We start from the raw sequence: 20676 nt of genomic DNA, 5'->3' as shown, positions 1-20676 counted from the left end.
GTGGGGTCGAAGCCTCAACGGTAACCGGCCGCCTGCAGTTCGAACAGTTCCGCATAGCGCCCGCCCTGCGCCATCAGCTGCGCATGGGTGCCGCTGGCCTCGATCTGGCCCCCCGCCAGCACCAGGATGCGGTCGGCCATGCGCACGCTGGAGAAGCGGTGCGAGATCAGCACCGCGGTGCGGTTGTCCGACAGCTCCTTGAAGCGCTGGAACACCTCGAACTCGCTGCGCGCATCCAGCGCCGCGGTCGGCTCGTCGAGGATCATCACCTGCGCATCGCGCATGTACGCGCGCGCGATCGCGATCTTCTGCCACTGCCCGCCGGACAGGTCCACGCCGGTCTTGAAGCGGCGCCCGATCAGCTGCTCGTAGCCGTGCGGCAGCGAATCGATCAGCTCGCCGGCCATCGCCCGCTGCGCCGCGGCGCGGATGCGCGGCGCGTCGTCCATCGAGTCCACCCGGCCCACGCCGATGTTCTCGCCGGCGGTGAGGTGGTAGCGCACGAAGTCCTGGAAGATCACCCCCAGGTTGGCGCGCAGGTCGTCCAGGTCGTAGTCGCGCAGGTCGCGCCCGTCGAGCAGGATGCGGCCTTCGTCCGGGTCGTACAGGCGCGCCAGCAGCTTGACCAGGGTGGTCTTGCCGGCGCCGTTCTCGCCCACCAGCGCCAGCACTTCGCCGGCGCGCAGCTCGAAGTCCAGGTGCCGCACCGCCCACTGCTCGGCGTCGGGATAGCGGAAGCCCACGTCCTCGAACACGAAGCCGCGCGCGATCGGCCGCGGCACCGGCACCGCGCCGGGCCGCGACTGGATCTCCGGCACGATGTCGAAGAACGAATACAGGTCGTCCAGGTACAGCGCCTGCCCGGCGACCTGCGAGAAACCGATCAGCAGGCCTTCCAGCAGCTGGCGCAGGCGCAGGAAGCTGCCGGCCAGGAAGGTCAGGTCGCCGATGCTGAAATCCCCGCGCACCGTGCGCCAGGCGATGTAGCCGTAGGCGACGTAGTAGCCCAGCGTGCCCAGCGCCGCCAGCAGCGTGCCCCACAGCGCGCGCTTGCGCGCCAGGGCGCGGTTGGCCTGGTAGAACTTGTCGGCCAGCCGGCGGTAGCGCTCGATCAGGAAGCGGTGCAGGTTGAAGATCTTCACTTCCTTGGCGGTCTCGACGCTGGCGCCGACCTGGCGCAGGTAGTCGAGCTGGCGCCGCTCCGGCGTCCACTGGAAGTTGAGCGAGTAGCCCAGCGCGTTGAAGTGCGCCTCGCCGACGAAGGCCGGCACCAGCGCCACGGCCAGCAGCACGATCAGCCACGGCGCGTAGACCAGCAGCCCGACCGCGAAGCTGGCCACGGTGATGCTGTCCTGCACCTGGCCGAACAGCTGGCTCATCAGGTTCATCCGGCCCATGGTCTGGCGCCGCGCGCGGTCCAGCTTGTCCTGCAGTTCCGGGTCCTCGAAGTCCTCCAGGTCCAGCTGCGCGGCATGTTCCATCAGGCGCACGCTGGTGGCGTTGGTGAACAGCTCCGACAGCAGCGCGTCGGCATAGCCGACCAGCCGGCCGAGCAGGTCCGAGCCGATCGCCAGCGCCAGTTCCAGCGCCAGCAGTTCCAGCAGCCGGTTCAGGCGCCCGCTGGCCAGCGCCTCGCCGAGCGAGGCGAAGCCCGGCGGCTGGCCGACCAGGTGGATCGCCTCGTCGATGATCAGCTTGCCGATGTACAGCGTGGCCACCGGCATCAGCGCGCGCAGCAGGCGCAGGCCGATGCTGCTCAGGGTCAGCCAGCGGCTGGTCTGCCAGATCTGGCGCAGGAACGGCGGCAGGTTGCGCATCGCGTTGAAGCGCTCGCGCAGGCTGGGCGATGCGGCGGGGCGCGCGGTCGCGCCGGTGTGGGAGGAGGCCATCGGCGCATTGTGCCGGCGCTGGCGTGTGCGCGGGGAGTAGTTTTGGGGCCGGGATTTGGGGATTGGGGATTTGGGATTGGCAACGGCAAGCGCGTCGGCTTCCGGTCGTTACCTGTCCGCAGCAGGCTTGGGGTCGATCGTTGCTGCCGGCAGAGCGTCTTCGGACGGACTAGGGCCGCGGCCGCCGCGTGCCGGCGGCGGAAGCTGAAACCCCGCCGCAGCGACGCGCGCGGGCGTCGCGTTCGCTCACACCGCGCGCAGTTCCTGCGGTGCCGTCGCCCGTGTCCAGCCGACGGTGGCCGATCCTTGCGCGGCTTCGTCCAGGCGCAAGGTCAGGCATTTCGCCGCGCCGCCGGCCTTGAGGAACTCGTCCAAAGGCGTCTCGTGGGTCGCGTAGCCGGCCGCCGCCAGCGCCTGGCGCAGGGCCGGGCTGGCGCGGTTCAGCACCACGCGGTCGTCCAGGTCCACCGCGTTGCAGGCGAAGGCCAGCGCGTCGGCCTCCTCGACCGCGATGCGCCGGTGCGGCGGCACGCGCATCTCGATCTCGCGCCGCGCCTCGGCGTCGAAGGCGTCCGGGAAGTACAGCAGCCAGCCGCCGCGCAGCGGGCAGAAGCAGGTATCCAGATGGTAGAAGCGCGGATCGCGCAGGCGCAGCGGCACCACCTGCAGGTCCAGCATGCGCTCCAGTTCGGCCGCCACCGCGCGTTCGCTGCGGTGCCCGTAGCCCATCCACAGCCGCTGCGCGCCGCGGTCCAGCAGCGCGTCGCCGGCGCCTTCGAACCGCAGCGGGCCGGGCAGCGGACGGACGCGATAGCCCTGCTGGCCGAACCAGTCGATGAAGTAGGGCTCCTCGCCCTGGCGCTCGGGATGGGCGAACCGGCTGGGCACGAACACGTCGCCGACCACCAGCCCGGCGTTGGCGGTGAACGGCAGGTCGGGCAGGCCGGGCACCGGCTCCATCTCCTCCACCTGCGCGTGCGCGAGCAGGACATGGCGCAGCGCCTGCCACTGCGCGCCGGCGCGGCGCGCATCGGCGCCGTGGACATGGCCTTGCATCCACGGATTGATCACGTAGTCCACCGCGAAGTGGGTGGGCGGGCACAGCAGCAGGCGATGGCGCGGCGCGGGCGCGAAGCCGGGGGAGGCGGACAGCTGCGGCGCGTCGTCCGCATCCTGGTTGGCCGCCCTGTGTGCCGCGAACTTCTCGCTCATGCCGGTCCCGCCTGCGTTGGATGCGGCGACGCTAACGGCATCGTGTTGCGGGCAGATGTCCGCGACACGATGCCGCACGCGATCAGGGCAGGACCGGTTGCAGGCCCACGCCCAGCCGGTTCCAGGCGTTGATCACGGCGATGGCCATCGTCAGTTCGCTGATGCCGTGTTCGTCGAAGTGCGCCGCCAGCGCGTCGTAGCGCGCCTGCGGCGGCGCGCCGGACGGCAGCGTGGTCAGCGCCTCGGCCCAGTCCAGCGCCACGCGTTCGCGCGCGTCGAAGAAGCGGCTCTCGCGCCAGCCGGCGACCGTGTCGAGCTTGCGCGGCTCGATGCCGGCCTTGCGCAGCGCGGTGGCGTGCATGTCGATGCAGTACGCGCAGCCGTTGAGCTGGGAGACGCGCAGGAACACCAGTTCGGCCAGCTCGGCGCCGAGCACGCCCTCGTGCACCTGCTGGCTGGCGGCCAGCAGGGCGCGGAAGGCTTCGGGTTCGTGGCGGGTGTAGTCGATGCGATGGAAGTGCATGGGGGCTCGTGCCATGACGGCCGCCATGGCCGTCTTCGCACCCAGGACGTGGCAGCGCGCGGCGGCGTGACAGCGCCCGGCGCGTGCGTGCCGGCTAGCCGGCGGCGGCCGCCGCCGAACCGGATCCGGCCAGCGCCGGCAGCTTGTCCGGGTTCATCAGCGTCAGCACCTCGACGATGCGCGCCCCGTCGACCACCACCAGCGTGGCCGAGTGCAGCCGGCCGCCGACGAAGCGCAGGATCGCCGGTTCGCCGTTGACCGTGCCGATCCGCGCCTGCAGGCCCAGCCCGCGCCGGGACACCGCCCAGTACAGCCACGCGATGCGTTCGGCGCCGAGCAGCGGCCGCAGCGTGGCGGTGACCTTGCCGCCGCCATCGGAGAGCATCCGCGCATTGGCGTCGAGCAGGGCCATGATCGCGCCGCGATCGCCCTGCTGCGAGGCGTGCATGAAGCGCTCGAGCAGCTGCCGGTGCCGTTCCGGCGCGACCGCGAAGCGCGGCCGCGCGGCCTTGAGCCGTTCGCGCGCGCGATGCACCAGCTGGCGGCAGCTGGCCTCGGCACGCCCGAGCAGCTGGCCGATCTGCGCATAGTCGTAGTCGAATGCCTCCTTGAGCAGGTAGGCGGCGCGCTCGTCCGGGCCCAGCCGCTCCAGCAGCGCCAGGAACGCGATCGAGACCTGCTCGGCCATCGCGTGGCGTTCGGCCGGGTCGGCGTCCTCGGCCACCTGCACCGGCTCCGGCAGCCACGGGCCGGTGTAGTGGACGCGCGCGCTGCGCGCCGCGCGCAGCCGGTCCAGGCCGAGCCGGGTGGTGGTGGTGACCAGCCAGGCCTCGGCATCGCGCACCGCGTCGCGGTCGCTGCCCTGCCAGCGCAGCCAGGCGTCCTGCAGCACGTCCTCGGCGTCGCTGCGGCTGCCGAGCAGGCGGTAGGCCAGGCCGAACAGCCGGGGACGGAGGGATTCGAAGGTGGGATCGGGGCTCATGGCGACCAGGACGGAACAGCGCGTGCCGGCGTGACAGCGGGCGGGGCCGCCACTTTGCCCTAAAATAAGCCGGTTCTCCCCCCGCCAGCCCGTCGAGCCAGCCGTGACCACGATCAAGCAGGAAGACTTCATCCAGAGCGTCGCCGACGCGCTGCAGTACATCAGCTACTACCACCCGGTCGACTACATCAAGAACCTCGCCGCCGCCTACGAGCGCGAGGAGTCGGTCGCGGCCAAGGACGCGATCGCGCAGATCCTGATCAACTCGCGCATGTGTGCCGAAGGCCACCGCCCGATCTGCCAGGACACCGGCATCGTCACCGTGTTCCTGGAAATCGGCATGGACGTGCGCTGGAGCGACGCCACCATGGGCGTGGAGGACATGGTCAACGAAGGCGTGCGCCGCGCCTACAACCACCCGGACAACAAGCTGCGCGCCAGCGTGCTGGCCGACCCGGCCGGCAAGCGCGCCAACACCCGGGACAACACCCCGGCGGTGGTCAACGTCAAGGTCGTGCCGGGCGCCACCGTCGACGTCATCGTCGCCGCCAAGGGCGGCGGCTCGGAGGCCAAGAGCAAGTTCGCCATGCTCAATCCTTCCGACTCGATCGTCGACTGGGTGCTGAAGACGGTGCCGACGATGGGCGCCGGCTGGTGCCCGCCGGGCATGCTCGGCATCGGCATCGGCGGCACCGCCGAGAAGGCGATGCTGCTGGCCAAGGAGGCGCTGATGGAGCCGATCGACATCACCGAGCTGCAGGCGCGCGGCGCGGCCAACCGCGCCGAGGAGCTGCGCCTGGAGCTGTACGAGAAGGTCAACGCGCTGGGCATCGGCGCGCAGGGGCTGGGCGGGCTGACCACGGTGCTGGACATCAAGGTCAAGGATTACCCGACCCATGCCGCCAACCTGCCGGTGGCGATGATCCCCAACTGCGCCGCCACCCGCCACGCGCATTTCACCCTGGACGGCAGCGGCCCGGTGATGCTCGATCCGCCGTCGCTGGAAGACTGGCCCAAGCTCACCTACAACCCGGCCAACGCGCGCCGGGTGAACCTGGACACCATCACCCGCGAGGAGGTCGCCAGCTTCAAGCCGGGCGAGGTGATCCTGCTCAACGGCAAGCTGCTGACCGGACGCGACGCCGCGCACAAGCGCATGGTCGACATGCTCAACCGCGGCGAGCGCCTGCCGGTGGATTTCACCAACCGCTTCATCTACTACGTCGGCCCGGTCGATCCGGTGCGCGACGAGGTGGTGGGCCCGGCCGGCCCGACCACCGCCACGCGCATGGACAAGTTCACCCGGCAGATGCTGGAGCAGACCGGCCTGCTCGGCATGGTCGGCAAGTCCGAGCGCGGCGACGCGGCGATCGATGCGATCCGCGACAACAAGGCGGTGTACCTGATGGCGGTCGGCGGCGCCGCCTACCTGGTGTCCAAGGCGATCAAGGCGTCGAAGGTGCTGGCGTTCGAGGACCTGGGCATGGAGGCGATCTACGAGTTCACCGTGCAGGACATGCCGGTCACCGTCGCGGTGGATGCCAGCGGCGAGTCGGTGCACCGGACCGGGCCGAAGCAGTGGCAGTCGCGGATCGGCAAGATCCCGGTGGTGGTCGAGCCGGCCTGAAGCGCGGCCGCCGGCATGCGAAACTGGCCGCTGCGCCGCTGCCGGCCTGCGGCATCCACCGGGGAGACTGCATGAGCAACACGCTGTACTACTCGCCCAGCACCGCCGCGCTGGTGGTGCACTGGCTGCTGATCGAGCTGGAGGTGCCCCACACGCTGCACGCGCTGGACTTCGAACGGCGCGAACACAAGGCGCCGGGGTACCTGGCGCTGAACCCGGCCGGCGTGGTGCCGACGCTGGTGCTGGACGGGCAGGTGCTGACCGAGGCGGCGGCGATCGTGCTGCACCTGGCCGACCGCTATCCCGAGGCCGGCCTGGCGCCGGCGCCGGGCAGCCCGGCGCGCGCCGACTACTACCGTTGGATGTTCTATTGCGCCAATACCCTGCAGCCGGCGTACCGGGCCTGGTTCTATCCGCACGAGCCGGCAGGCGCCGCGCAGGCCGAGGCGGCCAAGGAGCAGGCGCGGCTCACCCTCGAGGACGCCTGGCACCAGGTCGCCGAGCACCTGCAGTACCACGGCCCGTACCTGCTGGGCGAGACCCTGTCGGCGGCCGACTTCATGCTGACCATGCTGATGCGCTGGTCGCGCAACATGCCGCGTCCGAGCGATACCTGGCCGGCGCTGCGCGAGCACGCGCAGCGCATGAAGGCGCGCCCCGCGTTCCAGGAGACCTACCGCCGCGAAGGCCTCAGCGACTGGACCTGATTGTGATTGGCCGGCCGCTGCCCGGCCATCGGCGGGGGCAGCGGTCGATGGCTGACCGAGACGCCGGTCCCGCCGGTCGGGTGCGCCAGGCCTAGAACCACTCCAGCAACGACACGCCCACGCCGATGTAGGTGGCGCGGTGGTTGTAGTCGATCATGCTCTCGCCGTAGCCGTCGAACACCTGCACGTGGCCGCGCAGCAGGTTGCTGATCGGGAAGCCCCAGTCCAGCTGCACCGCGCCGTGCGAGCGGTCGCCGCCGCGCAGCGAATGCCGCCCCATCAGCGACACTTCGTGGCCGCCGCGGTTGTAGGTCAGGGTCGCGTCGCCGCGGCCCATGTAGTCCTCGATGTCCGGGTTGTTGTCCTGGCGGTCGCTCTCGGGGATGCGGTACCACGGGCGCAGCACCAGCGCCCAGTTCTCGCGGTCCAGGCCGATGTTGAGGATCGCGCGGTTCCAGCTGCGCGACAGCGGATCGCTGCGGCCGTTGGACTGGTGGTTCAACTGGATCGCGGTCATCCGGCCCTTCCAGCCGAACACGCTGTAGTTGTTGCGGAACACCAGCGCGAACTCGGGCTCGTAGTTGGTCTCGCGGAACGGCCGCGACTGCTCGTCGTTGTAGACCTGCCAGCGCGAGCTCTGGGTGTATGCGCCCCACAGGTCGCCGTTGTCGCCGAAGATGTTCTCCGCGATCTTGGTCTTGAAGCTGAGCTGGAACTTGGCCTCGACGCTGTCCAGCGGCTCGGCGTCGGCGACCGTGTTGTTCGGGTTCGGCGAGGACGGCGTCTCGTTCTTCTTGCTGGTCCAGAACGCGGGCAGCAGGTACACCGGCTTGTAGGCGCGCAGCTGGAAGTTGCCCAGCTTGGAATCCTTGGCCAGCTCCCAGCGGCTGTCCAGCAGCGAGCCCTTGCCGGCGTTGGCGATGGTGGCGTCGTAGCGGTCGTTCTGGAACAACGACTCGGTGCGCTGTCGGGCGCGCTGCGCCAGGCCCGCGTCCTGCGGGATCGAGGCGTCGAGCTGTTGTTTCTGCTGCGCACTCGCCGCCGCGGCGGCGCTGTCGGCGGCCTTCGGGTCGGCGACCCGGCGCGACAGCGCCTGGTCGTAGCACGACAGGCGCGCGGCATCGCTGGTGATCGCCACGCAGGCCTCGGGCGAGGCGGGGGTGGGCATGACTTCCTGGGCGTGGACTGCCAGGGGCAGCGCCGCGAAGGACAGCAGGAGCAGGGGGCGGGCCGGATGAGGCATGCGGGTTCTCGCGGAAGCGGGCGGCGGTATGCAGCCGGTGGAGGGGGTGCCGGTTGCGGAACATACAGCACCGCGGCGCAAGGCGGTCGTCACACCGTGTTCGCCGAACCTTCACGCGGCGCCATCAAAACAGCCAGGACGCCGCGAACAGCCCGACCATCGCGAACGCCAGCGCCAGCTTCGCCGCCACGCCGAGCACGATGCCCAGCCAGGTGCCGAACCCGACCTTGGTGGCTTGGCCCAACTGGCGGCCATGCCAGTACTCGCCCGCCAGGGCGCCGACGAAGGGGCCGACGAACAGCCCGATCGGCATGAAGAACAGGCCGACGACGCTGCCGAGCACCGAGCCCCACAAGGCCTTGCGGCTGGCGCCGACGCGTTGCGCGCCGACCACGGTGGACAGGAAGTCGATCAGGAACGACAGCAGGGTCAATACCCCCAAAACGGTCAGCGCGACCCAGCCCACGCGCTGGAAGCCGTCGGCCCAGGCCGCCAGCAGCAGGCCGAAGAACACCAGCGGCAGGCCGGGCAGCGCCGGCAGCACCACGCCGGCCAGGCCGACCAGCACCAGCAGTCCGGCAATCAGGTAATAGATGAACGTAGGGTCCACGAACGGCTCCGGCGTGAAATTTGGGGGTTGACAGAAAAGGGTTTTTGGGTGATTGCATTTTCATTTTGGCCGGGGTAAGTTGCAGCCGCTGCGTTTGCAAAGGTCACCGTGAATCGTGGCCTGATGCGGTAGATCCACCGATCCGCTACATCGTTATACCTCGCTTCCTCCTTGCAACCAGCCGCCGCCCCACGGCGTATCCACCACCTCAGACGTGTTCCAGGGAGTAAGTCAATGAACGAGGGCAAGCGCGAAAACGGCACCGTTAAGTGGTTCAACGATGCCAAGGGATTCGGCTTCATCAGCCGCGAGAACGGCGAGGACGTGTTCGTGCACTTCCGCGCCATCCAGACCCAGGGCTTCAAGAGCCTGAAGGAAGGGCAGAAGGTCAGCTTCACCGTCGTCCAGGGCCAGAAGGGCCTGCAGGCCGACGCCGTGCAGCCGGTCTGAGTCGAGCGATCGACGCCCAGCAAAAAGGCCCGCGAACGGGCCTTTTTGCATTGCCGGCGGTGCCTGGCGCGATCAGCGCACGACGACGCGGCCGTTGACCACGCGCACGTAGGTGTTCTCGCGGATGCCGGCGAGGTCGCGCTGGTTGACCACGATCACCCGGCCGTCGTCCATCTTCACGTGGATGTCGTAGGTGTCGCTGGTGACGTTCTTCTGGATCTGGTTGCCGGCCAGCGCGCCGGCGGCGGCGCCGGCGACGGCCGACACGTTCTGATTGCCCTTGCTGCCGCCGGTATGGTCGGAGATCTCGTGGCCGGCGACCGCGCCGACGATGCCGCCGAGGATGGCGCCGGTCGCGGTGGGCGCGGTACGGCCGGAGGCGACCTGGTCGATGCGGGTGACGATGCCGCAGTCGGCACAACGGTTGGTGTTCCCGTAGCCGCCCTGCGACGGCTGGCTGTAGCCGCCGTTGTTGCCGTAGCCGCCGCCGTAACCGGGGGACGTGGCACAGCCGGCCAGGGCCAGGACTGCAACGGCGCCGGTGGCCAGTAGTTGGATCTTCATGGTGCTCTCCTTGTGAACAGGCGGCGGCGCCGCACGTGCACGCATCCTGTCCGCCGCCGCGTGAACACAACGCCAACCAGCCCGCCGTGCGTATCGATGCCGTCCACGCAGGTTAAGGCCGGTTAACGCTGGGGCGCAGTCGGGCGTATTCGGAGCGCACGCGGCGCCGCGAGAGGAGGGCTGGCCAAGCCATGCGCGTCGCTCACGGCGCCGGGTGCAACCTGAAACGGCTATTTGGCGTGCGCGGCCTCATCGCTCGGCGGCTCCTCATAAGCCCGGCCGTGCGCTTCCTCGCCCATACGCGCCGAAGCGCCGCGTGCCCTGGCGCTGCGCGCCTGGGCGGCAACTCAGTGGAAGTCCTGGTGGCAGGCCTGGCAGTCGTCGTCGATGCGGCCATTGAGCTTGGCCAGCGCGGCGCAGTCGCCGGGCGCTGCGGCCTGCGCCGCGTCCAGCGTCGCGCGCAATGCGCTGGCGTGCTGCTGGAAGCGGCGGTCGTCGCGCAGGTCGGGGAAGCCGGGTTCCAGGTCGTTGGCCAGCATGCGCAAGGACTGCACCCGCGGCTGCACGTCGGCCGCCGCGCAGCGGTTCTGCGCGTGGCTGCGTTGCAGCAGGTCCAGTTGCTTGTACATCACCTGCATCAGGCTGGACGGGAACGGGTCCTGCCGCGCCTGCCAGGCGCGCAGCAGCATCACCGAGCCGACCACGCCGATCAGCAGGCCGAGCAGCAGCACGAACAGATAGCGCGAGGCGTTGGACGGCGCGGGAGGTGGGCTGGCCATGGTGGCGGACTCGGCAAGGGGTAGGGCGATGGTACGCCGCCGCGTCCAGGCGGGGAGCGGCGGCCGGGGCTAAAATAGGCGCCATGAACGAACAACTGCGTGAGCGCTTCGCCGGTATCGACCGGTTGTATGGGCGCGGGACCGTCGAGCGCCTGGCGCAATGCCGGGTGGCCGTGGTCGGCATGGGCGGGGTGGGCTCGTGGCTGGTCGAGGCGCTGGCGCGCTCGGCGGTGGGCGGGCTGACCCTGATCGATGCCGACGACATCTGCGTCTCCAACACCAACCGCCAACTGCCGGCGTTGGCCGGCCAGTACGGGCGCAACAAGGCGCAGGCGATGGCCGAGCGCTGCGTGGCGATCAATCCGCAGATCCAGGCCGTGGCGGTGCCGTCGTTCCTGACCCCCGGCAACATCGACGCGCTGCTCGATACCGGCCTGGACCTGGTGGTCGATGCGTGCGACAGCTTCCGGGTCAAGGTCGAGACCATCGCCTGGTGCCGCCGGCGCAAGCTGCCGCTGCTGACCGTGGGCTCGGCCGGCGGGCGCACCGATCCGACCCTGGTGCGCGTGCGCGACGTGTCGCGCACCGAGCACGACGCGATGCTGGCGCTGATCCGCAAGAAGCTGCGCAGCGAATTCAACTTCCCGAAGAACCCGCAGCGCTATTTCGGCGTGCCGGCGGTGTATTCGCTCGAGAACGTGCGCTATCCGCAGGCCGACGGCAGCGTCTGCGGGCTGCGCCCGCAGCTGGGCCCGGATGCGGCGCTGAACCTGGACTGCGGCGCCGGGCTGGGCGCGGCCACGCACATCACCGGCGCGTTCGCCTTCGCCGCCGCGGGCAAGGCGCTGGAGATGCTGCTCAAGCCCAAGCGGGCGCAGGCCGCCGCGGCGCCGGCGCTGGCGGCCGAGTAGCGGGCCGTGCCGCATAGGCCGCCAGCATGTTGCAGGCGGTCTTTCATCCGTCACCAGCCTGCCGGCACCCCGTCTTCATCGGCGATGGAAATTTCCGTGCGCGATCTGATCCAGCGGAAAAAGGCGGACAGGTCCGCTTCGATGCTGGGCGGGTGGGCGCTGATCTCCAGGAAGATGCGTTCCTTTTCCAGGAACAGCCGCACGTCGTAGTCCCAGGTGTCCGGATCTCTGGGCTCGTTCCCCGTCAACCGGAACTCGGCTTCGCCGATGCATCTTGAACAAGTGCCGAGGCCGGCGATTTTCTGCCGCATCTCTTGCAGATGGGTCGGGTACCAGGCCTTGTCTTCAAAAAACACGATGAACTCTGCTGACATACGGTTCGCGTTATTGGCGCTGCGGGCGGGACGAACTTCCCGCTAGTTGGGTCCTGTCGTTCGATCAGCAAGACTGAGCGATCGTATGGAATGTGCTCGCCAGCTCATCAAGAAACAGATAGGCCTGAGCATTGTCATGGCGTAGATCGCTGATGTCGATTTGTCCGAGAAAGACCATCGGCTTTCCATCTCGTATTGGCCATGCGGGCTCCTGGAGCCATCGCGGTGGCTTCTTCAGCGAGCGGAAATCGCTTTTTATCGTTTCCTTCAACCATGCTTCCAGTGCCTTGGGATCACACGACTCCTTGTCCTCGAGCAGATAGGACAGATAGTCCGACGACAAGGACAACCACTTCGGCTGAACTTTCAGTACGAGGTTGAACAGCTGCTCGTACCGCCGGTCGACCCTGCAGGCTATGCTCTTCTTTTCCAGGAGCCCGGCCAGCAGGGTCTGGGCGCTGTAAATGGATCCCGGATCGCCATAGTCTCTACCGATGAGATAGGTGTACAGGTCTGGCTCCGCCACATAGGCAGGTAGCCGATCCTCGATTTTCAGCAGTTGCTCAAGCGATGGGTCCGTATGCATCTTCCTCTCGAATTCCTTCGGCGAGATGGACGCTTCGACAAATCGCTTTATGGTTTCTATCGCAGTCACTGCCTGTCCTGGGTAGCGGATTCCCTGTCCACGCGTTCTTCATAGTTCGCTGGCTCTGAGCCTGAGCCAGCGGGCAGCCACTCGTCATTGATCTTCTCGTAGCTGCCTGCTCGATGAGGATGGCGGCCGACGATGTCGGCAATTGCGTTTTGAAAATCCTTCTCTTCCTGCCAGACGCTGCCGCATTCGCCGCAGCCGCGAAATGGCGGCGAATGCGTGCCGATCAGATCCACCCATCCTGCGCATCCGGCAACCGGACACCGATAGTTTGCCGCCCGGGCATGGGGTGCGGCACTGTCGCCAACCGCGACGTACTGGGTGGAAGAGCCGCAGCGCGGGCACTCCACCATGATGAAGCGCTGGCCTCTTGCCGCCAGCGGCACGACGAACGCCTGCTGCCGCACATCCAGTTCGAAGTTGTCCTTGCAGACTTGGCACTGAGCTTTGGTCATCGGTTCATAGGTTCGTATCGCGTGCCAGTCCTATCGCCATGCAGGGCGGGATCGGGCATTCGGGCTTGGGATTCGTGGGAGCATCCTTGCGGATGTTCGATCGCGTGGTGCAGCTTCTTCCGAAGGCTTACGTGCTGGAGGCGCTCGGCCGTGTCGCGAGATCGGCGCTAGAAGGAAATGGCGGCGAGCAGTTCGCGGCGCCGATCGCTCGCCTCGCCACGCGCTCAATCATGGCCGGGTATCCAGAACAGGCGTTTGCCGCCGCAGGCAATTATCCTCTCGATCAGTTCGGTGAACGACCTTGCGACGAGCGTGCTTTCGTCCGCGGTCGGATAGCTGTCCCAGAACGAATCGTAGCAGTGGCCGAATCGGGGGCCGGCCTTCAGCTCCACCGAAACTATCTGGTCCGCGCACCTGACCAGGACGTGCCAGCCGGCCGAATCGGGATCCTCGAGGTCTTCTCCCAGCACGGCGAAGTCGGAACGCTCGAGGTGCTGCGGCGATTGGATGGCATAGGGGTGCGGCTGCGTCGGATGGATGACGGCGCTGCCGTAGCGTCGGTAGAAGGCGGCCAGGTCGCCGGGTAGCGCGAGGTCCTCGGGCAGTCCGGTGGAGGGCGTCGTCCGGCAGTCGCAACTTTCGATCAGATCGATGATCTTCGCTTCGCTCATTCGCCCGCCTGCCTCGGATATCCATGGATGCAGCCCATGGCCGGCTCGCCGACCGCTGACCTGCCGGCGCGATGCCGGTTCAATGCGGCGACACGGCCATCGCATCCAGGCCGAACAGGCGCTGGGCGTTGCGCGTGGTCTGCTCGGCGATCTCGGCGGCAGGCTGGCCGCGCAGCATGGCGATGGTCTCGAGCACCGTGCGCAGCCGTGCCGGCTCGTTGCGCTGGCCGCGGATGCCGGCGTCGGGCTGGTCGGGGGCGTTGGTTTCCAGCAGCAGCTGCTGCAGCGGCATCGCGGCCACCAGCCGGCGCAGGCGCTGCGCGCGCTCGTAGGTCACCGGCCCGCCGAGGCCGACCAGGAAATCCAGCGACTGCAGCTGCCGCGCCTGTTCCGGGCTGCCGGCGAAGCTGTGTACCACGCCGCGCAGGCGCCCGGTCCTGCGGATCGCCTGGATCACCGCATCGACCGCGCGCCGCGCATGCACGATCACCGGCAGGTCGAACTCGCGCGCCAGCCGCAGCTGGCCTTCGAAGTAGGCTTGCTGCGCGTCGCGATCCAGGCCGTCGACGAAGTAGTCCAGGCCGCATTCGCCGATCGCGCAGGGCCGTTCGCGCTCGATCCATTCGGCCAGCCACTGCAGGTGCTCGTGCCGGTGCTGGTCCAGGAACAGCGGATGCAGGCCGTAGGCGGCGTGCAGGCCCGGGTGCTGCGCACAGACCTGCCTTAGCTTGGGCCAGGCCTCCGCGGTCACCGCCGGCACGATCTGCGCGGCGACGCCAGCGGCAAGCGCGCGCGCGACCACCTGCTCACGGTCGCGGTCGAACTCGTCCGCGTCCAGGTGGCAGTGGCTGTCGACCAGTCGCATCGGCGCTCAGTGCCGGACCCGCCGCGCGGACGCCTGGATCGGCGCCGGCTGCGCCGGCTTGCGGCTCTTCCAGTTGGCCAGCAGCAGCGCGCCCATGCCGAATACGATCTCGTCGACGAACGGAATCGGGTCGGGCAGCAGCAGGGTCACGACGAACAGGCCGGCGGTCAGTTTGAACAGCGTCGGGTAGCGCAGTTTGCCGGCCCAGCGCAGCAGCGGCAGCATGATCGGGTTGGGCATGGCGGGTCTCCAGGCGGTGGGTGAAAACGCTAACACGCCTGATATGGCGACGCCGCGAGGCCGCGACCAGCGTCCGGCCGCAGCCGCGACTGAACAAGTCACGGATCGGTTCAGCTTGAACGTGGTAATCACAGCACATGAACAACGCGGTCGTGACCGCAGGAGAGCAACGATGAAGAGCAATACGACAACCATTCTGGTCGCGGCTGGCGCATTGCTGGTCGGCGGCGTGGCCACGGCGGCTTTCATGAACAACCGCGACAAGCCCGACTTCGTCAGCAACGAGGGGCAGCCGACGCTGGACAACAGCGTCGATGGCGACGCGGTCGCCGGCAACGGCGTGGGCAGCGGCAAGCTGGAATACGCCGACGTGGTCAAGATCGATCCGATCACGCAGAAGGAGGAGCGCTACGCGACGGTGATCGGCACCGAGGCGCTGCGCGAGACCTCGACCACGACCACGCCGCGCGAAGTGTGCCAGGACGTGGTGGTGCAGGAGCGGCTGCCCGAGCGCGACGGCAACGTCGGCGGCACCGTCGCCGGCGCGGTGATCGGCGGCCTGCTGGGCAACCAGGTCGGCGGCGGCAACGGCCGCAAGGCCGCCACCGCGGCCGGCGCGGTGGCCGGTGGCTTCGTCGGCAATCGGGTCGACCGCAACCATGTCGGCGGCCGCGTAGTGAACCGCACCGAGCGCCAGTGCCATACCGAGAACAGCACCGCCGAGTCTTCGCGCATCACCGGCTACAACGTGACCTATCGCAACGAGGACGGCAGCACCGGCACGATGCGCATGGACAGCAAGCCGGGCAGCCGCATCTCGATGGGCAAGGACGACGTGGTCAAGGGCTACGAGGTCACCTACCGCTACGACGGCCAGGAAAAGACCGTGCGCATGGACGACAAGCCCAACAGCGACCGCCTGCCGGTGCTCGACGGGCGCCTGGTGACGCAGACCGCGTCGGTGGACGACGGCGTCAGCCAGCGCTGACCGGCGCGTTTCCAGCGACGGATGGAAAGGCCGGCCTTGCCGGCCTTTCTTTTTCCGCCGCGGCGCGACGCCGATACAATGCGGCTTCCGCCCGCCGAGTATCGCCATGCCGCTGCCTCCCGACGACCTGTTCGACGTGCGCTCGCTGCTGAGCGAGGAGGAGCGCGCGATCCAGCAGGCGGTGGCGCGTTTCGTCGATGCCAAGGTGCTGCCGATCATCGGCGATGCGTTCGATCAGGCGCGCTTTCCCGCCGAACTGGTGCCGGAATTGGCGCAGCTCGGCCTGCTCGGCGCATCGCTGCCGGAGCAATACGGCGGCGCCGGGCTCAACGCGGTCTGCTACGGGCTGATCTGCCAGGAACTGGAGCGCGGCGACAGCGGCCTGCGCAGCTTCGTCAGCGTGCAGTCGTCGTTGTGCATGTATCCGATCCACGCCTATGGCAGCGAGGCGCAACGCCAGCGCTGGCTGCCGGCGATGGCCGCCGGCCAGGTGATCGGCTGCTTCGGCCTGACCGAGGCGCAGGGCGGCTCGGATCCGGCCAGCATGCAGACCCGCGCAGTGCGCGACGGCGACGGCTGGCGTCTCAACGGCGGCAAGATGTGGATCACCAACGGCAACCTGGCCGACCTGGCGATCATCTGGGCGCAGACCGAGGACGGCGTGCAGGGCTTCCTGATCGAGGCCGGTACGCCCGGCTTCGGCGCGCAGGAGATCACCCACAAGATGAGCCTGCGCGCCTCGGTGACCTCGGCGCTGTTCCTGGACGAGGTGCGCGTGGCCGATGCGCAGCGCCTGCCCGGCGTGCGCGGGCTGAAGGGGCCGCTGGGCTGCCTGACCCAGGCCCGCTACGGCATCAGCTGGGGCGCGATCGGCGCGGCGATCGCCTGCCTGCGCGAGGCGCTGGCCTATGCCGGCGAACGGATCCTGTTCGGGCGGCCGCTGGCGGCCACGCAGAGCGCGCAGATCAAGCTGGCCGACATGGCCCGGCGCATCGCCGCCGCGCAGCTGCTGGCGCTGCAGCTGGGGCGGCTGAAGGACGCCGGCACGCTGCAGCCGGCGCAGGTGTCGCTGGCCAAGTGGAACAACGTGCGCATGGCGCTGGACATCGCCCGCGAATGCCGCGACCTGCTCGGCGGGGCCGGCATCACCACCGAGTACGGCGCGATCCGGCATGCGCTGAATCTGGAATCGGTGATCACCTACGAAGGCACCGAGACCGTGCACCAGCTGGTGGTCGGACGCGAGCTGACCGGCATCAACGCGTTCTGAGCGTACCGCCGCATTCACGACCTGGAGGAAAACGATGAGCATCTTCGACCTGCGCCTGGAGACCGAGCGCCTGCTGCTGCGCCCGCCGTGCGCGGAGGACTTCGAGGCCTTCGCGCGCTTTGCCGGCGATGCCGAGGCCACGCGCCATATCGGCGGCGCGCAGTCGCCGCCGGTCGCCTGGCGCAGCCTGGCGGCGCTGGTCGGCAGCTGGCAGCTGCAGGGCTTTTCGATGTTCTCGGTGATCGAGAAGGCCAGCGGGCAGTGGATCGGCAGGATCGGACCGTGGCAGCCGTACGCCTGGCCCGGCACCGAGGTCGGCTGGTCGATCGGCCGCGAGCACTGGGGCAAGGGCTATGCGCCGGAAGCGGCGCGCGCGGCGATCGACTGGGCCTTCGAGCAGTTGGGCTGGACCGAGGTGATCCACACCATCGCCGCGGACAACGCCAACTCCAAGGCCGTGGCCGCCAAGCTGGGCTCGCGCTATCTGCGCCAGGGGCGGCTGCCCGAGCCGCACGATCAGCACGAGGTGGAGATCTGGGGCCAGTCGCGCGAGGACTGGCGCGCGCGGCACGCGGCTCGGCCGTGAACCGGGCCGGCATCGCCGCATCGCGCGCCGTTCCCCACCTGCAGGGGGGCGGCGCATGGCCTTCGAACGTTTCCCGCTGACCGTCTACGGCATGTCCTGGTCGGGCAACTGCTACAAGGTGCGCTTGCTGCTGCAGCAACTGGGCTGTGGCTACCGCTGGGTGGAGATCGACAGCGCCGGCGGGCAGACCCGCACGCCCGAGTACCTGGCCAAGAACCCGAACGGCAAGGTGCCGATGCTCGAGCGCGACGACGGCCGCGTGCTGACCGAGTCCAATGCCATCCTGTGCTGGCTCGCCGAGGGCAGCGGCTACCTGCCGGCCGACGCGTGGCAGCGCGCGCAGGCGTTGAGCTGGCTGTTCTTCGAGCAGTACAGCCATGAGCCCTACGTCGCGGTGGCGCGCTTCATCCGCGGCTGGACCGAGGCGGACTCGCCGCGCCGCGCCGAGCTGCCGCGGCTGCGCGCAGGAGCGGCGCAGCCGCTGGCGGTGATGGAACGGCACCTGCAGGCGCAGGCCTGGTTCACCGGGCCCGACTATGGGGTGGCCGACATCGCCCTGTTCGCCTACACCCATTGCGCCGGGGACGCCGGCATCGCGCTCGATGGCTACCCGCAGCTGTGCGACTGGCTGCGGCGGGTGGCCGATACGCCGGGGTTCGTCGCGCTGCCGCCGCTTCCCGGCGCGGTCGCCGCACGGCTGGCGCTGGGCGAGGGCTGACGCGGCGCGTTCACCTGGCCCAGCGCCGCCTGCGGCTAGGCTGGCGGCCACTATTTCGCAAGGAGTACGCCATGAGCCAGTACCGCATCGCCGTGTTCGTCGGCAGCCTGCGTCAGGAATCGTTCAACAAGCGCCTGGCGCATGCGCTGGAGAAGCTGGTGGGCGATCGCGCGCGTTTCGACTACGTCGAGATCGGCGACCTGCCGCTGTACAACCAGGACCAGGACCAGGACTACCCCGAGCAGGGCCGGCGCCTGAAGACCCAGGTCAGCGGCGCCGACGCGGTGCTGTTCGTCACGCCCGAGTACAACCGCTCGGTCCCCGGGGTGCTCAAGAACGCGATCGACCTGGGCTCGCGCCCGTATGGCGACAGCGCCTTCGCCGGCAAGCCGGCGGCGGTGTGCGGCGCCTCGATCGGCACGATCGGCACCGCGCTGGCGCAGCAGCACCTGCGCAACATCCTGGCCTACCTGGACATGCCGGTGCTCGGCCAGCCGGAGGTGTTCCTGCAGTTCAAGCAAGGGATGATCGACGCCGACGGCACGATCGCCAGCGACGACACGCGCAAGTTCCTGCAGGGCTTCGTCGACAAGTTCATCGCCTGGATCGACGAACTGCAGGCCTGAGCGCGGCCCGGTCGCGGGGCGAGGGCGGGGCCCAGGTCGCATTCGGTGAGACGCGGCGGCGCGATAACTGCCGGGCTTATCCCGGGTTCTCAACGGGTTGTCCACAGACTTGTCCCTGGCCGCGCCGCCCGCCACTGACTAAGATGCCCGACGGGCGGGCGTCCTTGGCGCCCGCCGCGTATTTCGTCACTACAGGAAACTCCGCCCCCATGTCCGCCCGTCCCGGTTACCGCGGCGACCGCAAGAGCGAGCGCGGTGAGCGCAGCGAGCCGCGCATCGACCAGTTGCGCGTGCCGCCGCATTCGATCGAGGCCGAACAGGCCGTGCTCGGCGGCCTGATGCTGGCGCCCGACGCCTACGACCGGGTCAACGACCAGCTCACCGACAACGACTTCTACCGCCGCGACCACCAGCTGATCTATCGCGCGATCCGCGAGCTGGCCGAGAAGGGGCGCCCGTTCGACGCGGTGACGCTGGGCGAGTGGTTCGAGTCGCAGGGCAAGCTGGAGATGGTCGGCGACGGCGCCTACCTGATCGAACTGGCCAGCACCACGCCGTCGGCCGCCAATATCGGCGCCTACGCCGAGATCGTGCGCGACAAGGCGGTGCTGCGGCAGCTGATCGAGGTCGGCACCAACATCGTCAACGACGGCTTCCAGCCGGAAGGCCGCGAGAGTTCGGAGCTGCTGGCCACCGCCGAGAAGGCGGTGTTCAAGATCGCCGAGGCCGGCGCGCGCGGGCGCAGCGACTTCGTGGCGATGCCCGGCGCGCTGAAGGATGCGTTCGAGGAGCTGCGCAGCCGCTTCGAGAACGGCGGCAACATCACCGGCCTGGCCACCGGCTACAACGATTTCGACGCGATGACCGCCGGCCTGCAGCCGACCGACCTGATCATCCTCGCCGCGCGCCCGGCGATGGGCAAGACCACCTTCGCGCTGAACATCGCCGAGTATGCGGCGATCAAGTCGAAGAAGGCGGTGGCGGTGTTCTCGATGGAAATGTCCGCCTCGCAGCTGGCGATGCGCCTGATCTCGTCCAACGGGCGCATCAACGCGCAGCGGCTGCGCACCGGCCAGCTCGAGGACGAGGACTGGGCGCGGGTCACCGGCGCGATCAAGATGCTCAAGGAAACCAAGATCTTCATCGACGACACCCCGGGCGTGTCGCCGGAGATCCTGCGCTCCAAGGCGCGCCGGCTCAAGCGCGAGCACGACCTGGGGCTGATCGTGATCGACTACCTGCAGCTGATGTCGGTGCCCGGCAACAGCGAGAACCGCGCCACCGAGATCTCCGAGATCTCGCGCTCGCTCAAGGGCCTGGCCAAGGAGCTGGGGGTGCCGGTGATCGCGCTGTCGCAGCTCAACCGCTCGCTGGAAACGCGCACCGACAAGCGCCCGGTGATGGCCGACCTGCGCGAGTCCGGCGCCATCGAGCAGGACGCGGACATGATCGTGTTCATCTACCGCGACGACTACTACAACAAGGAAAATTCGCCGGACAAGGGCCTGGCCGAGATCATCATCGGCAAGCACCGCGGCGGCCCCACCGGGTCGTGCAAGCTCAAGTTCTTCGGCGAATACACCCGCTTCGACAACCTAGCCCACGACTCGATCGGCGCGTTCGAGTAGCAGCGTCGCGGGCGAGGGGGTCGAAGCGGGCGAGGGCGGCCGTTCCCGCAGGAACCACGCGTCGCGCTCGGGCCGGGCCAGACGCGGCCGGATCGGCCGGATCGCG

At 69.0% G+C, this 20676-nt stretch carries 24 protein-coding genes; 10 read left to right on the top strand and 14 right to left on the bottom strand.

Annotated elements, in window-relative coordinates; genetic code table 11:
- Nucleotides 1–14: 14 nt before the first annotated feature.
- The 4 genes from JR065_RS00565 to JR065_RS00550 all read right to left on the bottom strand — a co-directional run bounded on the left by JR065_RS00565 (nt 15) and on the right by JR065_RS00550 (nt 4606).
- A complete protein-coding gene (locus JR065_RS00565) occupies nt 15–1889 on the bottom strand; it encodes an ABC transporter ATP-binding protein (RefSeq protein WP_206231364.1) in 1875 nt (624 codons plus the stop codon).
- A gap of 246 nt (nt 1890–2135) precedes the next feature.
- A complete protein-coding gene (locus JR065_RS00560) occupies nt 2136–3101 on the bottom strand; it encodes a dimethylarginine dimethylaminohydrolase family protein (RefSeq protein WP_206231363.1) in 966 nt (321 codons plus the stop codon).
- 82 nt (nt 3102–3183) lie between these two features.
- A complete protein-coding gene (locus tag JR065_RS00555) occupies nt 3184–3624 on the bottom strand; it encodes a carboxymuconolactone decarboxylase family protein (RefSeq protein ID WP_206231621.1) in 441 nt (146 codons plus the stop codon).
- Nucleotides 3625–3718: 94 nt separating this feature from the next.
- A complete protein-coding gene (locus JR065_RS00550; protein WP_206231362.1) occupies nt 3719–4606 on the bottom strand; it encodes an RNA polymerase sigma-70 factor in 888 nt (295 codons plus the stop codon).
- Nucleotides 4607–4709: 103 nt separating this feature from the next.
- Here JR065_RS00550 and JR065_RS00545 point away from each other — a divergent pair, with 103 nt between their 5' ends.
- Together JR065_RS00545 and JR065_RS00540 are read left to right on the top strand one after the other, a co-directional pair.
- A complete protein-coding gene (locus JR065_RS00545) occupies nt 4710–6233 on the top strand; it encodes a FumA C-terminus/TtdB family hydratase beta subunit (RefSeq protein WP_206231361.1) in 1524 nt (507 codons plus the stop codon).
- A 71-nt stretch (nt 6234–6304) separates the two neighbouring features.
- Nucleotides 6305–6940, top strand: coding sequence for a glutathione S-transferase family protein (locus JR065_RS00540; protein WP_206231360.1), 636 nt, complete (start codon nt 6305–6307; stop codon nt 6938–6940).
- A gap of 91 nt (nt 6941–7031) precedes the next feature.
- Here the strand turns inward: JR065_RS00540 and JR065_RS00535 are convergent, their stop codons facing one another.
- Nucleotides 7032–8183 (bottom strand): phospholipase A, encoded by a 1152-nt coding sequence (locus JR065_RS00535; RefSeq protein WP_206231359.1) that lies wholly within the window; start codon nt 8181–8183, stop codon nt 7032–7034.
- Nucleotides 8184–8307: 124 nt separating this feature from the next.
- The gene (locus JR065_RS00530; protein WP_206231358.1) at nt 8308–8793 is read right to left on the bottom strand and encodes a DUF456 family protein; all 486 of its coding nucleotides are present in this window, start codon (nt 8791–8793) and stop codon (nt 8308–8310) included.
- 234 nt (nt 8794–9027) lie between these two features.
- Between JR065_RS00530 and JR065_RS00525 the strand changes: the two genes are divergently transcribed.
- Nucleotides 9028–9243 carry a cold-shock protein gene (locus JR065_RS00525; protein WP_206231357.1) on the top strand — a complete coding sequence of 72 codons (216 nt, stop codon included), beginning with the start codon at nt 9028–9030 and terminating at the stop codon, nt 9241–9243.
- 72 nt (nt 9244–9315) lie between these two features.
- Here the strand turns inward: JR065_RS00525 and JR065_RS00520 are convergent, their stop codons facing one another.
- Nucleotides 9316–9807, bottom strand: coding sequence for a glycine zipper 2TM domain-containing protein (locus tag JR065_RS00520; protein WP_206231356.1), 492 nt, complete (start codon nt 9805–9807; stop codon nt 9316–9318).
- Nucleotides 9808–10154: 347 nt separating this feature from the next.
- A complete protein-coding gene (locus JR065_RS00515) occupies nt 10155–10586 on the bottom strand; it encodes a hypothetical protein (protein WP_206231355.1) in 432 nt (143 codons plus the stop codon).
- A gap of 83 nt (nt 10587–10669) precedes the next feature.
- On the opposite strand from JR065_RS00515, the gene JR065_RS00510 reads away from it, so the two are divergent.
- Nucleotides 10670–11497, top strand: coding sequence for a tRNA threonylcarbamoyladenosine dehydratase (locus JR065_RS00510; protein WP_206231354.1), 828 nt, complete (start codon nt 10670–10672; stop codon nt 11495–11497).
- 50 nt (nt 11498–11547) lie between these two features.
- Here the strand turns inward: JR065_RS00510 and JR065_RS00505 are convergent, their stop codons facing one another.
- The 6 genes from JR065_RS00505 to JR065_RS00480 form a co-directional block, all read right to left on the bottom strand.
- Complete coding sequence (locus JR065_RS00505; protein ID WP_206231353.1) at nt 11548–11871, bottom strand: hypothetical protein; 324 nt, start codon at nt 11869–11871, stop codon at nt 11548–11550.
- Between the two features lie 64 nt (nt 11872–11935).
- A complete protein-coding gene (locus tag JR065_RS00500) occupies nt 11936–12526 on the bottom strand; it encodes a hypothetical protein (protein ID WP_206231352.1) in 591 nt (196 codons plus the stop codon).
- Nucleotides 12523–12978, bottom strand: a complete 456-nt coding sequence (locus JR065_RS00495; protein WP_206231351.1) for a hypothetical protein — start codon at nt 12976–12978, stop codon at nt 12523–12525. Before JR065_RS00495 ends, JR065_RS00500 begins: the two co-directional genes overlap by 4 nt.
- Nucleotides 12979–13202: 224 nt before the next feature.
- Entirely contained in the window at nt 13203–13649 is a 447-nt protein-coding gene (locus JR065_RS00490; protein ID WP_206231350.1) for a hypothetical protein, read from the bottom strand.
- A gap of 79 nt (nt 13650–13728) precedes the next feature.
- Complete coding sequence (locus JR065_RS00485; protein WP_206231349.1) at nt 13729–14514, bottom strand: TatD family hydrolase; 786 nt, start codon at nt 14512–14514, stop codon at nt 13729–13731.
- Between the two features lie 6 nt (nt 14515–14520).
- The gene (locus JR065_RS00480) at nt 14521–14754 is read right to left on the bottom strand and encodes a DUF6116 family protein (RefSeq protein WP_206231348.1); all 234 of its coding nucleotides are present in this window, start codon (nt 14752–14754) and stop codon (nt 14521–14523) included.
- A gap of 172 nt (nt 14755–14926) precedes the next feature.
- On the opposite strand from JR065_RS00480, the gene JR065_RS00475 reads away from it, so the two are divergent.
- From JR065_RS00475 to JR065_RS00450, 6 genes are all read left to right on the top strand, one after another.
- Nucleotides 14927–15742, top strand: a complete 816-nt coding sequence (locus JR065_RS00475) for a glycine zipper 2TM domain-containing protein (protein ID WP_277420113.1) — start codon at nt 14927–14929, stop codon at nt 15740–15742.
- A gap of 106 nt (nt 15743–15848) precedes the next feature.
- A complete protein-coding gene (locus JR065_RS00470; protein WP_206231347.1) occupies nt 15849–17012 on the top strand; it encodes an acyl-CoA dehydrogenase family protein in 1164 nt (387 codons plus the stop codon).
- 34 nt (nt 17013–17046) lie between these two features.
- Nucleotides 17047–17598: a GNAT family N-acetyltransferase gene (locus JR065_RS00465; RefSeq protein ID WP_206231346.1), complete on the top strand. Its 552-nt coding sequence runs from the start codon at nt 17047–17049 to the stop codon at nt 17596–17598.
- A gap of 55 nt (nt 17599–17653) precedes the next feature.
- Nucleotides 17654–18316, top strand: coding sequence for a glutathione S-transferase family protein (locus tag JR065_RS00460; protein WP_206231345.1), 663 nt, complete (start codon nt 17654–17656; stop codon nt 18314–18316).
- A gap of 71 nt (nt 18317–18387) precedes the next feature.
- Nucleotides 18388–18942 carry an NADPH-dependent FMN reductase gene (locus JR065_RS00455; protein ID WP_206231344.1) on the top strand — a complete coding sequence of 185 codons (555 nt, stop codon included), beginning with the start codon at nt 18388–18390 and terminating at the stop codon, nt 18940–18942.
- A 209-nt stretch (nt 18943–19151) separates the two neighbouring features.
- The gene (locus JR065_RS00450; protein WP_206231343.1) at nt 19152–20570 is read left to right on the top strand and encodes a replicative DNA helicase; all 1419 of its coding nucleotides are present in this window, start codon (nt 19152–19154) and stop codon (nt 20568–20570) included.
- Nucleotides 20571–20676: the final 106 nt, after the last annotated feature.

The organism is Xanthomonas sp. (assembly GCF_017163755.1).
Lineage (GTDB): Bacteria > Pseudomonadota > Gammaproteobacteria > Xanthomonadales > Xanthomonadaceae > Xanthomonas_A.
Note: the sequence above shows the minus strand (reverse complement) of the source record. Positions and strands in the feature narration are given on the sequence as shown.

Bases quoted from the DNA above. Each gene is read 5' to 3' on its own strand.
- JR065_RS00550 (WP_206231362.1), bottom strand. From the start codon at position 4,606: ATGAGCCCCGATCCCACCTTCGAATCCCTCCGTCCCCGGCTGTTCGGC.
- JR065_RS00470 (WP_206231347.1), top strand. From the start codon at position 15,849: ATGCCGCTGCCTCCCGACGACCTGTTCGACGTGCGCTCGCTGCTGAGC.
- JR065_RS00460 (WP_206231345.1), top strand. From the start codon at position 17,654: ATGGCCTTCGAACGTTTCCCGCTGACCGTCTACGGCATGTCCTGGTCG.
- JR065_RS00515 (WP_206231355.1), bottom strand. From the start codon at position 10,586: ATGGCCAGCCCACCTCCCGCGCCGTCCAACGCCTCGCGCTATCTGTTC.
- JR065_RS00465 (WP_206231346.1), top strand. From the start codon at position 17,047: ATGAGCATCTTCGACCTGCGCCTGGAGACCGAGCGCCTGCTGCTGCGC.
- JR065_RS00540 (WP_206231360.1), top strand. From the start codon at position 6,305: ATGAGCAACACGCTGTACTACTCGCCCAGCACCGCCGCGCTGGTGGTG.
- JR065_RS00480 (WP_206231348.1), bottom strand. From the start codon at position 14,754: ATGCCCAACCCGATCATGCTGCCGCTGCTGCGCTGGGCCGGCAAACTG.
- JR065_RS00555 (WP_206231621.1), bottom strand. From the start codon at position 3,624: ATGCACTTCCATCGCATCGACTACACCCGCCACGAACCCGAAGCCTTC.
- JR065_RS00495 (WP_206231351.1), bottom strand. From the start codon at position 12,978: ATGACCAAAGCTCAGTGCCAAGTCTGCAAGGACAACTTCGAACTGGAT.
- JR065_RS00520 (WP_206231356.1), bottom strand. From the start codon at position 9,807: ATGAAGATCCAACTACTGGCCACCGGCGCCGTTGCAGTCCTGGCCCTG.
- JR065_RS00475 (WP_277420113.1), top strand. From the start codon at position 14,927: ATGAAGAGCAATACGACAACCATTCTGGTCGCGGCTGGCGCATTGCTG.
- JR065_RS00505 (WP_206231353.1), bottom strand. From the start codon at position 11,871: ATGTCAGCAGAGTTCATCGTGTTTTTTGAAGACAAGGCCTGGTACCCG.
- JR065_RS00565 (WP_206231364.1), bottom strand. From the start codon at position 1,889: ATGGCCTCCTCCCACACCGGCGCGACCGCGCGCCCCGCCGCATCGCCC.
- JR065_RS00490 (WP_206231350.1), bottom strand. From the start codon at position 13,649: ATGAGCGAAGCGAAGATCATCGATCTGATCGAAAGTTGCGACTGCCGG.
- JR065_RS00485 (WP_206231349.1), bottom strand. From the start codon at position 14,514: ATGCGACTGGTCGACAGCCACTGCCACCTGGACGCGGACGAGTTCGAC.
- JR065_RS00510 (WP_206231354.1), top strand. From the start codon at position 10,670: ATGAACGAACAACTGCGTGAGCGCTTCGCCGGTATCGACCGGTTGTAT.
- JR065_RS00535 (WP_206231359.1), bottom strand. From the start codon at position 8,183: ATGCCTCATCCGGCCCGCCCCCTGCTCCTGCTGTCCTTCGCGGCGCTG.
- JR065_RS00455 (WP_206231344.1), top strand. From the start codon at position 18,388: ATGAGCCAGTACCGCATCGCCGTGTTCGTCGGCAGCCTGCGTCAGGAA.
- JR065_RS00525 (WP_206231357.1), top strand. From the start codon at position 9,028: ATGAACGAGGGCAAGCGCGAAAACGGCACCGTTAAGTGGTTCAACGAT.
- JR065_RS00560 (WP_206231363.1), bottom strand. From the start codon at position 3,101: ATGAGCGAGAAGTTCGCGGCACACAGGGCGGCCAACCAGGATGCGGAC.
- JR065_RS00450 (WP_206231343.1), top strand. From the start codon at position 19,152: ATGTCCGCCCGTCCCGGTTACCGCGGCGACCGCAAGAGCGAGCGCGGT.